At 35.7% G+C, this 13,602-nt stretch carries 13 protein-coding genes; 8 read left to right on the top strand and 5 right to left on the bottom strand.

The genetic code is table 11. The features are described from left to right. Nucleotides 1-86: 86 nt before the first annotated feature. Both ACEN2H_RS04225 and ACEN2H_RS04220 read right to left on the bottom strand, forming a co-directional pair. On the bottom strand, nucleotides 87-1,505 hold the full coding sequence (locus ACEN2H_RS04225; protein ID WP_441730704.1) for a M16 family metallopeptidase: 1,419 nt from the start codon (nucleotides 1,503-1,505) through the stop codon (nucleotides 87-89). Between the two features lie 4 nt (nucleotides 1,506-1,509). Further along, nucleotides 1,510-2,835 carry a M16 family metallopeptidase gene (locus tag ACEN2H_RS04220; protein WP_441730702.1) on the bottom strand — a complete coding sequence of 442 codons (1,326 nt, stop codon included), beginning with the start codon at nucleotides 2,833-2,835 and terminating at the stop codon, nucleotides 1,510-1,512. 247 nt (nucleotides 2,836-3,082) lie between these two features. Here ACEN2H_RS04220 and rplU point away from each other — a divergent pair, with 247 nt between their 5' ends. Together rplU and rpmA are read left to right on the top strand one after the other, a co-directional pair. After that, nucleotides 3,083-3,511 (top strand): 50S ribosomal protein L21, encoded by a 429-nt coding sequence (rplU, locus tag ACEN2H_RS04215; RefSeq protein ID WP_441730700.1) that lies wholly within the window; start codon nucleotides 3,083-3,085, stop codon nucleotides 3,509-3,511. 23 nt (nucleotides 3,512-3,534) lie between these two features. After that, nucleotides 3,535-3,801, top strand: coding sequence for a 50S ribosomal protein L27 (gene rpmA, locus ACEN2H_RS04210; RefSeq protein ID WP_441730698.1), 267 nt, complete (start codon nucleotides 3,535-3,537; stop codon nucleotides 3,799-3,801). 128 nt (nucleotides 3,802-3,929) lie between these two features. On the opposite strand, the gene ACEN2H_RS04205 is transcribed toward rpmA, so the two are convergent. The 3 genes from ACEN2H_RS04205 to ahcY form a co-directional block, all read right to left on the bottom strand. After that, nucleotides 3,930-4,268, bottom strand: a complete 339-nt coding sequence (locus ACEN2H_RS04205) for a DoxX family protein (protein ID WP_441730696.1) — start codon at nucleotides 4,266-4,268, stop codon at nucleotides 3,930-3,932. Between the two features lie 10 nt (nucleotides 4,269-4,278). Further along, entirely contained in the window at nucleotides 4,279-4,614 is a 336-nt protein-coding gene (locus ACEN2H_RS04200) for a DoxX family protein (protein ID WP_441730694.1), read from the bottom strand. A 301-nt stretch (nucleotides 4,615-4,915) separates the two neighbouring features. Beyond that, the gene (gene ahcY, locus ACEN2H_RS04195) at nucleotides 4,916-6,232 is read right to left on the bottom strand and encodes an adenosylhomocysteinase (RefSeq protein WP_441730693.1); all 1,317 of its coding nucleotides are present in this window, start codon (nucleotides 6,230-6,232) and stop codon (nucleotides 4,916-4,918) included. A 272-nt stretch (nucleotides 6,233-6,504) separates the two neighbouring features. On the opposite strand from ahcY, the gene ACEN2H_RS04190 reads away from it, so the two are divergent. The 6 genes from ACEN2H_RS04190 (at nucleotide 6,505) to ACEN2H_RS04165 (ending at nucleotide 13,567) form a co-directional block, all read left to right on the top strand. Next, the gene (locus ACEN2H_RS04190) at nucleotides 6,505-7,140 is read left to right on the top strand and encodes a 4'-phosphopantetheinyl transferase family protein (RefSeq protein WP_441730691.1); all 636 of its coding nucleotides are present in this window, start codon (nucleotides 6,505-6,507) and stop codon (nucleotides 7,138-7,140) included. 57 nt (nucleotides 7,141-7,197) lie between these two features. After that, on the top strand, nucleotides 7,198-7,914 hold the full coding sequence (locus tag ACEN2H_RS04185) for a geranylgeranylglyceryl/heptaprenylglyceryl phosphate synthase (protein WP_441730689.1): 717 nt from the start codon (nucleotides 7,198-7,200) through the stop codon (nucleotides 7,912-7,914). 25 nt (nucleotides 7,915-7,939) lie between these two features. After that, nucleotides 7,940-8,563, top strand: coding sequence for a nicotinamide riboside transporter PnuC (gene pnuC, locus ACEN2H_RS04180; protein WP_441730687.1), 624 nt, complete (start codon nucleotides 7,940-7,942; stop codon nucleotides 8,561-8,563). Then, complete coding sequence (locus tag ACEN2H_RS04175; protein ID WP_441730685.1) at nucleotides 8,524-10,638, top strand: DUF4301 family protein; 2,115 nt, start codon at nucleotides 8,524-8,526, stop codon at nucleotides 10,636-10,638. The genes pnuC and ACEN2H_RS04175 overlap by 40 nt, the downstream gene beginning before the upstream one ends. Before the next feature lie 24 nt (nucleotides 10,639-10,662). Beyond that, on the top strand, nucleotides 10,663-11,067 hold the full coding sequence (gene arfB / locus ACEN2H_RS04170) for an alternative ribosome rescue aminoacyl-tRNA hydrolase ArfB (protein ID WP_441730683.1): 405 nt from the start codon (nucleotides 10,663-10,665) through the stop codon (nucleotides 11,065-11,067). A 289-nt stretch (nucleotides 11,068-11,356) separates the two neighbouring features. Further along, nucleotides 11,357-13,567 carry a TonB-dependent receptor gene (locus ACEN2H_RS04165; protein ID WP_441730682.1) on the top strand — a complete coding sequence of 737 codons (2,211 nt, stop codon included), beginning with the start codon at nucleotides 11,357-11,359 and terminating at the stop codon, nucleotides 13,565-13,567. Nucleotides 13,568-13,602: the final 35 nt, after the last annotated feature.

The following is a 13,602-nucleotide window of genomic DNA, read 5'->3' as shown; positions in this document are numbered from 1 at the left end:
TAAATATTTAGATGTCAAAAAAAAGGCTCTCCATCAAAGTAAATGATGGAGAGCCTTTGCAAGTTTATGATTGGGAATAACTGTCTTTATTTTATTACGGGTTTTTCCGCAGGGTTTCCGTAATTGTCAAAATAAAACATGGGTATGTTAAGCTTTTCCAGCCCTGGAATCACCTCTGACCCTTTTCCTGCAATTATAATACGGGTGTTGTCAATTAGGAAGTACTTGTTGGCTGCCTTAAGAATGTCTTCTGGGGTCACTGCATTGATTGTTTTAATGTAATTTTCGTAGAAATCTGACGGAAGATCTTCTGTTTCTATGTTTAATGCATACCGAGCAACGGACTGTGGTTTTTCTACCTGCATTACAAATCGGCCAATATAACCAGCTTTTACATCGCTAAGTACTTTTTCTGAAACCTTTTCGGTTCGTATTTTTTTTATCTCCTTGATGAATTCGACAACTGCGCTGTCAGTAGCCATACTTCTGACAGATGAAGTCGACCTTAGTTTGGTAACATATTTACCGGCGCCTATAACTGCATTAGCGCCATAAGTCCAGCCGTGTTCTTCTCTTAAATTCATATTCAAGTAACTGTTGAAATCGCCTCCTAATATATAAGTGGCTATGACCGCAGGGAAAAAGTCTTTGTCACTCATCTTTAAATGAAGGGTATTTACTAAAGAAATTTCTGATTGAACGGCATTTGGCGTATCTACAAAATTGATTTGTGTAAAGGCAGCGTTTTGCGGCGCAGTGTAAGTTAGTTTTGGAGTAGCTCTTTTTTTCCAAGTGCCAAAAAGTTTTTCTACAATAGGTTTCACTTCTTTATACTTTACGTCCCCGATGATGACTAAATATGCGTTTTCAGGTACAAAATAGTTTTCGTAGTTAGCAACCACATCGGCAAGAGTTACGTTATTAAGGGTCTCTTGGGTCATGTATTCGCCTGAAGGATGATTTACTCCAAAGGCTAAGGCGTCAACGACCCTGCTGGCAATCGCTGGGACACTTTTTTCCTGAGCTTTTAAAGCTTCTATTAACTTTGCTTTTTCCTTATCGAATTCTTCTTGCGTGAAACTAGGGTAAATTGCACCGTATGACATCAATTCTAATATGCGTCCTGAATATTTAGAAAGGGAACTGGCGTAGGTGCCACTTGAGCTAAAAGCCATATTGGCACCTAAGAAGTCTACTTCTTCATTAAAATCATCTTTGGCGATTTTGGTGTTTCCGCTTCCTATTAGATTGCTTCCTAGTTCATCAACTCCTTTTTTGTTTCCTTCCGCAAAAGGTGGGTTGTCTAAAGTTAGATTGTAGGTTACTCTTGGTAATTTGTGATCTTCAACAATCATTACCTTTAGTCCATTTGCTAAAAAGAAGGTTTGAGGTTTTTTTAGATTAACAACTGGTGGTTTTCCAGCTTTTGGCTGTGTGCGATCTTGTGCTTGCATAATTCCTGTTATGAATAATAGGATTAGTATAATTCTTGTTTTTTTCATCATTATCTTAGTTCAGGGCAGTTTCTTTAACAGGAACGTAATCCAATAATAATCGTTGGCTCGGATTTAAGTACTTTTTTGCGACTTCTCGAATTTCTTCTCTCGTAATGGAATGGTAAAGATCAATTTCTGTGTTTATTAAATTGACGTTTCCATAAAGCAAATAGTACTTCGCTAAATTTTCAGCAATTCCTTCAACATTTGAGTTGTTGTTCACGTATTGTGTTTCAAACTGGTTGAGTAATTTCTGATAATCTTTCTCGGAAATCAAATCCGTTTGGATTTTTACGATCTCCTCATCTATTGCTTTTAACAAATCTTCCGAAGTGTGCGTGCCCATTGGCAAGCCGTACAGTATGTACATGCCGTAATCTTCTTGACTAAAACCGACCGCGCCAATTTGCAGCGCTATTTTTTTCTCGTCTACCACTTTCTTGTATAATTTTGAGCTCTTGCCATCGCTTAAATAGGATGAGATAAAGTCCAGAACGCGAGCGTCCCTCGTTTTCATCGATGGTGTTCTGTATGACGCCACCAGCATTGGGATCTGAATGTTCGGATCATGGTAAGTCGCTTTCAAAGTTTCCGTAATCGGCTTTTCGATAAAAGTTTGTTTCTTGATTTTTTCCCCTTTTTGGATTGGACCAAAGTATTTTTCAATCCATTCTTTGGTAATGACTTTTTCAAAATCACCCGCTACCACTAAGACTGCATTATTTGGGATATAGAATTTTTTGTGAAAGACCTTAAAATCTTCCAAATTGGCAGTGTCCAGATGTTCCATGGAACCAATAGTGGACCATCGATAAGGATGGTTTTTGAACATGTTTTCTTTTACGACGTTTATTACTTTGCCGTAAGGGCGATTATCATAGCGAGAGCTCTTTTCTTCTTTTATCACTCCGTTTTGGGTATCAACTCCAATTTGGTTAATAACAGGATGCATAAGTCTTTCGGATTCCATCCAAAGTGCCAATTCCAGGTTATTTGATGGAAATACTTCATAATAATACGTTCGGTCATCAGAAGTGTTGGCATTGTTCGTTCCTCCATTTGAAGTTACTATTTTGAACCATTCCCCACGTTTGATGTGTGCTGTTCCCTCAAACAATAAGTGTTCAAAAAAATGAGCGAATCCCGTTTTTTCTGGATTTTCATCTTTTGAGCCCACATGGTACATCACTGAAGTTATGACAACCGGGGCACTGGGATCATGATGCAAAATGACGTGCATGCCGTTATCCAGATTGTATTCTTCGAAAGCTATTTTTTGGGCTGTGGCCACTCCTCCAAGTAAAAGCGCAGTACTTATTGCCATTATTGATTTTTTCATAAGGATTAATAAAAATGTGATTACAATAGGTATAAAAACGGAAATTATTGTTACTTCAAAAATACCTTTTTTTAATTGATGAGTACTCAAAATAGGGATGTTATTAGTAAAATTGATGTAATTGTCTGTTGATAAGAGCTTGAAGACAAGGGAATAAGTAAATATTTATTTTTTGTTTTTGAAGTAATTGGATAGTAAAAATTAAATTGTATATTTGCAACCTTAAAAATCAATAAATCAATTCGGTATGTATGCAATCGTAGAGATAGCAGGGCAACAATTTAAAGTAAGCAAAGACTTAAAGGTTTATGTTCATCGTTTGACTAATGAAGAAGGTTCAAAAGTTTCTTTTGACAAAGTTCTTTTATTAGATGACAATGGATCTATCACTTTAGGCGCCCCGGCTATAGAAGGTGCTTCAGTAGAAGCTAAAGTGTTACAACACTTAAAAGGAGATAAAGTTATCGTTTTCAAAAAGAAAAGAAGAAAAGGATACAAAAAGAGAAACGGTCATAGACAATATCTTACTCAAATTGTAATTGAAGGTATTTCATCATCAGCAGCTCCTAAAAAAGCAGCTCCGAAGAAAGCGGCAGTTGAAGCAACTACGGAAGAAGCAGCAGCTCCTAAAGTAAAAAAAGCTCCAAAAGCTAAAAAAGAAGATACTAAAGAATAATAATAATATTAAACTAATACATCATGGCTCACAAGAAAGGTGTCGGTAGTTCCAAGAATGGTAGAGAATCAGAATCAAAACGTTTAGGTGTTAAGATTTATGGAGGACAAGCTGCTATTGCAGGGAACATCATAATAAGACAAAGAGGTTCAAAACACAATCCAGGTGCAAATGTTTACATCAGTAAAGATCACACCCTACACGCAAGAGTAGATGGAGTTGTACACTTCCAAAAGAAAAGAGATAACAAATCATACGTTTCTATACTTCCATTCGAGGTTGAAGCATAATTGATTTTCTTAATCATTTGAAAGCCCGTTTCGAAAGAAACGGGCTTTTTTTGTTTTAATGTCTGATAAAAATGGGTGGTTAACTTATTTAAATTACTATTGAAGAAAATAAGAAGTTTCAGATAGGTTTATGTTACTGTTTCATATAAAATAAAGGCATTTAATAAAAAGTAAAAAAAGGCAGGTGTAGAAACCAGTAATGAATCTTTCATCTTTATTCTTACTCCCGTGCCTAGAAGCATCAATAAGGCCAAGCCCCCTGAAGACATAACTAAAATTGTATAATTCTGCAGTCCTATAAATAAACCTATGGCTCCGGCCAATTCTAAAAGAGCGGTTAACGGACCAAATTTTTCAAGGCCAAAGCGTTTAAATTCGTTTTTCATATTCGAGGAGACAAAATAAGCTATCCCGTAGATAAGAAAAGAGGTCGCCGAAAAGAAAATAAGTGCATTTAAGAAATCCATGTTTTTATTATTATGAAGCTGATAGAGCTACAAAGAGAGATAATGCTAAAAGTAATAAAGAAGGTAGGTGTTTAATCCATGGGTTTTTTACTTTGAAATGAAAAAATTGTGCGCACACCATTAAAAAAGCCATTAAGAGTGCCGGTATAAATACTAATACTGGAAACCATATACCGGTTATTAATAATGTTGATAATGCTATTTTTGAGGCGCCTACTATATTCCTCGTCAAATCTGACAGGTCATATTGTTTGAATTCTTTTACGATGTTGTCAAATCTAAAAATCCAAACGAAACCGACAGATATCGCGATTACAAGTTGGCCAATGATAGTGTAAGTATTCATGATTTTATTTTTAAAGTTTTTTTTCTTAATTTTTACAAATAGAGCTTGTCAGTAAATTATAATCTCTTTAAAGTATTTAAAGTACCCAAAGATACCATAAACTTATAGTAATAGTGGTTTTAGTGTTGACTTATTAGGGAATAATGGATGTCGGATATTTAACTTTCCAATGATCTAACTAAAGCTTTATGTTAATTACCAGGAATACGAAGCAATTTGCAGCTGCTACCGTAAAAACAAAAAACCCTTACATTACTGCAAGGGTTTTAAAAAATTGATAATCTAAAAATCTAGTTTTAGACTAGTATCTGTAATATTCTGGTTTGAATGGTCCGTCAACTGCAACTCCAATATAAGCAGCTTGATCGTCACGTAAAGTTTCCAATTCAACTCCTAATTTAGCCAAGTGAAGCATTGCAACTTTCTCATCTAAATGTTTTGGTAACATGTACACATCATTGTTATATGCTGCACTGTTTTTCCACAATTCGATTTGAGCCAAAGTTTGGTTTGTAAATGAGTTACTCATTACAAAACTTGGGTGACCTGTAGCGCAACCAAGGTTTACTAAACGACCTTCAGCTAATAGGATGATATCTTTACCGTCAATCGTGTATTTGTCAACCTGAGGCTTGATTTCTACTTTTGAAGCTCCGTGATTCGTGTTTAACCAAGAAACAGCAATTTCGTTATCAAAATGTCCTATGTTACAAACGATAGTTTTGTCTTTCATTTGCTCAAAGTGAGAACCAAGAACGATATCTTTATTTCCTGTTGTAGTGATGATAATATCAGCATTTCCAACAACTGTATTTAGTTTTTTTACTTCATAACCATCCATTGCTGCTTGTAAAGCACAAATTGGGTCAATTTCAGTAACCGTAACGATAGATCCAGCGCCTCTAAAAGAAGCGGCAGTACCTTTACCTACATCACCGTATCCACATACAACAACTCTTTTACCAGCAAGCATGATATCAGTTGCACGACGAACTGCATCAACTGCAGATTCTTTACAACCGTATTTGTTGTCAAATTTCGATTTAGTAACCGAGTCATTAACATTTATTGCAGGCATTGGCAATGTTCCAGCTTTTACTCTTTCGTACAATCTGTGAACTCCAGTTGTAGTTTCTTCAGACAATCCTTTGATTCCAGCAACTAATTCTGGGTAACGGTCAATAACCATGTTAGTTAAATCTCCACCGTCATCAAGAATCATGTTCAATGGTTTTCTGTCTTCACCAAAGAAAAGTGTTTGCTCGATACACCAGTCAAAGTCCTCTTCGTTCAATCCTTTCCAAGCGTAAACTTGAATTCCAGCAGCAGCCATAGCAGCAGCAGCTTGATCTTGTGTAGAGAAAATGTTACAAGATGACCAAGTCACTTCAGCACCAAGAGCGATTAAAGTCTCAATTAAAACTGCAGTTTGGATTGTCATGTGTAAACATCCTGCAATACGAGAACCAGCAAGTGGTTGTTCGTCTTTGTATTCTGAACGAAGTGCCATTAAACCTGGCATTTCAGCTTCAGCTAGTTCAATTTCTTTTCTTCCCCAGGCTGCTAGAGAGATATCTTTTACTTTGAAAGCCACAAAAGGCATAGTCGATGTACTCATTTATAGTATATTTGTAATTATAAATTTTTTGCAAAATTACGTAATAACTTTAGAATTACACTAATTTCTAGGAAGTTTATGAAATGTTTAAGGGGTTAATCTTTTGAATATTAACCTAATAATTTTAATTTTTCTCGACTTAGTCTGAATAGGAGCTTTTTCCCGCTGTACACTATATCTTTTTATACTGAACTTGCTTCAGAGTCCTGAAACAAGTTCAGTATAAAAAGGATGCCGTTGCTATCGGGGCTAAAAATCACGAAACGAACAACATGCCTTTACATAAAACTATAAATCTTAATTCCTCAACTCAAATTCTCGTATGGAAAATTACCGAAACGTACGCGGAATTGTTTGATCATGTTTTGCTTAATGACAGCAGTTTTAAGCGACTCGGCGGTATGAAGTCTCAATTGCACCAACGAGGATTTCTGAGTGTACGCAAGTTATTGCAGGAAGCGGGTTACAATGATTTTGATTTGTATTATGATGAATTTGGTAAGCCGGATCTAAAGGACGGTAAACACATTTCTATTACCCATTCCTATCATTTTTCTGCAATAATAATTAGTGATCAAACAGTAGGAATTGATGTCGAATTGCAACGGGAGAAAATCATCAAAATCGCACGTAAATTTAACGATGAGGATTGTGATTTTTTAAATGAGGATAAAAAGGAAGATTATATTAGGAAACTTACTGTTATTTGGGGAGCAAAGGAGTCCATTTTCAAAATCAGAAACGAACGTGGTATCAGCTTCAAAGAGCATATAAAAGTACTTGCTTTTGAAATAGAGGACGCCGTGACTGTAGCCGAACTACATTTTGACAACATTGTTAAAGATTTTAATGTTTGTTTTGAAGAAATAGAAGATTTTACTTTGGTTTATGCTTACGAGAAAGAATAATCGGTATTCAGTTTTAGAATAAAAATCATTTAAAACAGCATTGTCTACGACTTAAAAATGAAAAACATATACAAAGAAATAATACAGTCAAAAAACAAGGCAAAAAAGCTTCTTGCGATTCTTCTAGATCCTGATAAAGTAATTTGGGAAGATTTTGAATTGTTGGTTGTAAAAATCAATCAATCTCCCGCAACACACATATTCATTGGCGGTAGCCAGGTTAAAACAAACAGAATTGACGAACTAATTTCTCGCTTGAAGCAAAAAGTCAAATTACCACTGGTACTTTTCCCAGGAAACCCATCTCAGATTTCAAATGAAGCCGATGCTATTCTATTTCTTTCGCTTATTTCCGGGAGAAATCCAGATTATTTAATTGACCATCAGGTAAAAGCAGCAGGGATCTTAAAGGCAACCCAACTCGAAGTGATTTCTACAGGATATATGCTCATCGAAAGCGGAACAGAAACTGCCGTAGAACGTGTCAGTAAAACAAAACCTTTGAGCAGAAATAATCTCGAATTGGCATTAGCGACAGCTCAAGCAGGAGAAATGCTGGGAAGCAAATTAATTTATCTGGAAGCGGGAAGCGGAGCTAAACTTGCGGTCCCAACTGAAATGATTGAATTAATTGCTCAAAATCTTGAAATACCCTTAATTGTTGGGGGCGGAATCGTAGATTTACACGAAATTAAAAAAGCACATGACGCAGGAGCCGACTTAGTGGTCATAGGAACTGCTTTTGAAAATGACTTAGATTTTTTTATTAAATAAACCGGTTAAGGTCTAATACAATCCAATGATAGAATTTTTTCTAAATGCTTACAAAGATGTATCCACCACTCATATAGTACTGGAGTTTATCGTTTTTGTTTTCGGAATTTTGAGCGTTTTGTTTGCTAAAAAAGAGAATATCTGGGTTTATCCCACGGGATTAATAGCGACGGTAATTTCAGTTTATCTGCTTTTTATCGCAGGTTATCTGGGTGATATGATGATCAACGGATATTTTACAATCATGAGTTTTTATGGATGGTACAAATGGACGAGAAAAGTAAAAGAGGTAGATAACCTATCAATCACAAGAACGAATACCAAAGAAAAAATCATTGGCGTTCTACTGTTTTTAGTCACGATTTTTGTAGTTTTCGGAATATATAAGTTCTTTGATTATACTATAAACATAGACAACTACGTTGATATATTTGCGTCGGGAATATTTTTTACAGCCATGTGGTACATGGCCAACAAAAAAATAGAAAACTGGACGCTCTGGATTATTGGTGATCTTATTGTTACTCCATTGTACGCCTATCGCGGATTGGGGATGTTATCGTTGCAATATTTAATTTTTACAATTTTAGCTATATACGCATATTTAGAATGGAGGAAAATCTTACGCAAGAGCAATCTGCAATTATAAAAATCGCAATGTTTGGTCCAGAAAGCACTGGCAAAACAACCTTGGCAATTCAATTGGCCGAATACTACAAAACGGTCTGGGTTCCCGAATTTGCAAGGGATTATTTACAGGAGAAATGGGATAAAAAGCAGCTTATTTGCGATAGTAACGATATGCTGCCAATTGCCTCTGGCCAGACTAAATTAGAAAACGAAAAGCTAGCAGTGGCTAACAAGTATCTGTTTTGCGATACGAACCTGATGGTCACAAAAGTATTTTCGGAAGTGTATTATGGATATTGCGAGCCGGAACTGGATGAAGCTGCTCAAGAGCACGGATACGATTTGTTTTTCCTTACCGATATTGATGTTCCTTGGGAAAAGGATGATCTCAGAGATAAACCCGAAGGTAGGAAATTAGTTTTTGAGGTTTTTAAAAAATCATTAATAGATAATAAAAAGCCATTTATAACCCTGTCGGGAGACAAGAGTTTGCGTCTAGAAAAAGCAAAAGCAATTATAGAGAATTTGACAGAAGCAAAAAAAATGGGATTGTCTTCTCGTGATTTTGTTCAAATCTATGAACATGGGATTTCGCTAGGCAATTTTAAAGAACAATTGGAAATATTTAAAAACGGAATTTCAAAAATGGTCTTGGTTAAACCGGCCACTTTGTTTAATGGGATTTTAAAATTGTCGGATGTTGATTTTCAACAAAAAGCAAGTTTTCTTGACTTTCACAAATATGATTTGAAATTAACGAAATTTGTTCCTGCTTCTGGCGCCGCTAGTCGAATGTTCAAATTCCTAAATGATTTCCTAGACGAATACGATGTCTTAAACGAAAGTATTAACGCTTATATTAATAGAAAAAAAGACAATGAGCTCGCTATTTTTATTGTTGGGATGGATAAGTTTCCGTTTTTTGAAATAATTTATAATAAGTTGAAAGAAGAGCTTCCTGATTTTGACTTACTTGACCGCGATTCTAAAAACTATTATTTCATAAAATTCCTTATGTCTCCGGACTATTTTGATTTTTCCAATAAACCAAAAGCAACTTTGCCTTTTCATAAATACCTATCAAATATAGCTACTCCCACTGAAGAGCATTTGTATGAATGTGGTTACTACTCGAGTTCGAATGGTAATTCGAGTTTACATTTTACAGTTTCTGAGGTACACCAAGAGCAATTTGAAAACATAGTCCGTTCAATAAAAAGTAAAGTTGAGAAAGAAACGGAAACGATAATAAATGTAAGTTACTCTTATCAAAATAAAAGCACGGATACGATCGCTGTTGACGCTTCAAACAGTCCATTTAAAGATAAAAATGGAGGATTGTTATTCAGACCCGGTGGACATGGAGCCTTAATTGAAAACTTAAACAATTTGGATGCGGATATAGTTTTCATAAAAAATATAGACAATGTAATTCTTCATAATAATGAAACTATTGCTTTGTATAAAAAAGCTTTGGCGGGAATTTTAGTTGAATTGCAGCAGCAGGTTTTTAGTTACTTGAGACTTATTGATGCTAACTCAATACAAGAAGGAAAAATTGAGGAGATCAGCAATTTCTTAGAAGGAAAGCTTAATATAGCAAAGGAAAGTGGCTTCGATGCATTATCTTTCGAAAACAAATTAAATGCTTTTAAGGAGAAGCTAAACCGACCAATTCGCGTATGCGGAATGGTAAAAAATGAAGGAGAACCCGGAGGCGGACCTTTTTGGGTAAGGAGCGAAAACGATACCATTTCATTACAGATAGTAGAGTCATCTCAAGTTGATCTAAACAACGAAAACCAAGTAGCGATCATGACCGCATCTACACATTTTAATCCCGTGGATTTAGTTTGTGGCATTAAAAGTTATAAGAACGAAAAATTTAATCTGACTCAGTTTATCGATAAAAATAGTGGTTTTATTGTAGAAAGGATTAGCGCGGGAAAACGAATTAGAACTTATGAGTTGCCCGGTTTATGGAATGGTGCCATGGCGAAATGGCTTACTGTTTTTGTTCAGGTGCCATTAATTACCTTTAATCCGGTTAAAACAGTTAATGACTTACTGAAGGTCGCACATCAACCAAAATAATTTTCTGAAACAAGTTCAGCATAAATGGAAATTCAAAAACTAATAGCAGAATTAAATTATAAAGCGGTTCGCAGTAGCGGCGCCGGGGGCCAGAATGTAAACAAAGTTTCTTCGAAAGTGGTGTTGTCCTTTGATTTGAAAAACTCACAGGGATTAACGGAAGTGGAAAAAATTTTATTGGAAAAAAACCTGTCCTCACGATTAACTTCAGATGCGATATTAATACTGAATTGCGATGAAGATCGAAGTCAATTAAGAAACAAGGATATAGTTACTAAACGATTTTTGGATGTTGTCAAGAAAGGGTTAATTGTGCAAAAAGCCAGAAAAGAGACTAGAGTTCCAAAGTCAGCAATTAGGAAACGAATAAAGAACAAAAAAAACACCTCCCAATTAAAGCAAAATCGCCGGAGACCGGAATTAGACTAATCAGATTGTAAATATAGTTTTTGCAGCATTTTTAACTTGTTAGCGTTCTTTTGTTATTTGCAATTAAATTACTATTTCTTCTTTGATTTTTGTTACATTTGCACCGTCTCAAAGGGGTGCTCTAAATAACGAGCTGAGATCATACCCAACGAACCTGGGCGAGTAATGTCGCTAAGGGAAAAAACGACAAAAAAATAGCGTGCACACTATCTATTTGTCGTAGGAAACAATCATTTATTAATTTAACAAAAGGAATAATTCCCCCTTTTATTCGTAATCTTATTTACGGATGAATACAATTATCAGTCACAAAGTTACAAAGTTGCCAAGCTGCAAAGTTGTACAAAAACAAAAATTGACAATCTCAACGTCAATTATTTTCTCTCTTTTTTCTTTTTTCGCTTTTTCACAAGTTAAAGACACTACACAAGTTAATAAACTGGATGAGGTACTCGTTTCGGCAGTACGAGTTACAGCAGACACGCCTGTCAGCTTTAGTAATTTGGACAAAAAGGAAATTAAATTTCGAAATTTAGGTCAGGATATTCCTATTCTGATGAATTACCTGCCATCTGTAGTGACAACATCAGATGCTGGAAACGGAGTGGGATACACTGGAATTCGGGTGCGTGGTAGTGATGCTACCCGTGTGAATGTTACCATTAACGGGATTCCTTACAACGATTCAGAAAGTCACGGTACCTATTGGGTCAATATGCCAGATTTTGCTTCCTCCCTAGAAAGTGTGCAGTTGCAGCGTGGTGTGGGTACTTCTACTAATGGATCTGGTGCTTTTGGCGCAAGCTTGAACATGCTCACGGACAGTTATGCTAAAGAAAGCAACGGTGAAATTTCGAATTCTTTCGGAAGTTTCAATACTCGAAAACATACAGTGAAATTCAGCACGGGTTTGATGGATGATCATTTTGAATTAGCGGGACGATTGTCCGCGTTGAAATCTGACGGATATATTGACCGTGCCAGTTCTGATTTGAAATCGTATTTTTTGCAAGGGACCTATGTGGGCAAAACGACTTTGATAAAAGCTTTAGTCTTTGGAGGGAATGAAAAAACCTATCAATCTTGGAACGGTATCGATGCAGAAACAGTAGCCAATGATAGAACGTTTAACTCAGCGGGAATTTTTACGGATGAATCTGGAAACACTCGATTTTATAATAATGAAACCGATAATTACCAACAAGATCATTCTCAACTGCATTGGAATGAAAGAATTTCTGAAAAATGGAATACAAATCTCGCTTTCCATTACACTAAAGGCAAAGGTTATTATGAAAATTATAAGGAAGATGCGGAGATGGCGGATTATGGGTTGCTTCCCGTTGGTTCGATAACGACTACAGATCTTGTGCGTCAAAAGTGGTTGGATAATGATTTCTATGGAACCACATTCTCTGCTAATTACAAAAGCGAAAAGTTGGATGTAATTCTAGGTGGAGGATATAATAAGTACGAAGGGAGCCATTTTGGTAAAGTCATTTGGGCACGTTTTGCTTCCCAAAGTGAATTGGGCGATCGTTACTATGATGATGTAGCGACTAAAACTGATGGTAATGTTTTTGCAAAAGCTAATTATCAGATATTGGATAAATTGAGTCTATACGGAGATTTGCAAGTGAGAAATGTGCATTACAAAGCCAATAGCCCAGAAACAGGACTAATCAATGACAACTTTAATTTCTTTAACCCAAAAGCGGGATTAAATTTTGAAATTAATGATAACAATCAGTTGTATGCTTCGTATGCAAGAGCAAACCGCGAACCTAACAGAACTGATTATGAAAATGGAAGTCCAAAACCTGAAAAACTAAATGATTTTGAATTTGGATTGCGTCATAACACAGCAAAAGTGAAGTTGAATGCAAATGTGTATTATATGGCCTACAAAGATCAATTGATTTTGACTGGAGCCTTAGATGATGTAGGTGCTCCAGTTCGTAAGAACAGTGGAGATAGTTATCGTTTAGGTTTAGAGCTTGATGCGACAATTGCAGTTTTAGACAATTTAATTATACGCCCAAATGTTACCATAAGTACTAACAAAAACAAAGATTTTCGTTTTGAAAGAGACGGCGTATTAACCGCTCTGGGGAACACCAATATCGCCTATTCACCTGAATTTATAGCGGGTAACATAGTGACATTTTTACCGGTTAGCAATTTTCAAGTTTCGTTTTTGTCAAAAATTGTGGGGGAACAATACATGGGAAACATAGATTCAGAAGGCTCTAAATTGAAATCCTATTTTGTGAACGATGTCAATGTTTCTTACGAGTTTAAACCTAAGACGGTTTTCAAATCCATACTATTAACGGGATTAGTCAATAATGTTTTTGATTACAGGTATGTTTCAAACGGTTATTTCTATACTTACGATGACAACTATAGTGATCCAAATCACATAACAACAATTGAAGGAGCAGGTTATTATCCTCAAGCGGGAATCAATTTCTTAGTTGGTTTGACATTGAATTTTTAAGAAAAAACGAATTGTTTATATTTAAAAAGCCCGAA

Source organism: Flavobacterium sp. W22_SRS_FP1 (genome assembly GCF_052113685.1).
Lineage (GTDB): Bacteria > Bacteroidota > Bacteroidia > Flavobacteriales > Flavobacteriaceae > Flavobacterium.
This window is presented reverse-complemented; position numbering and strand designations above follow the sequence as displayed.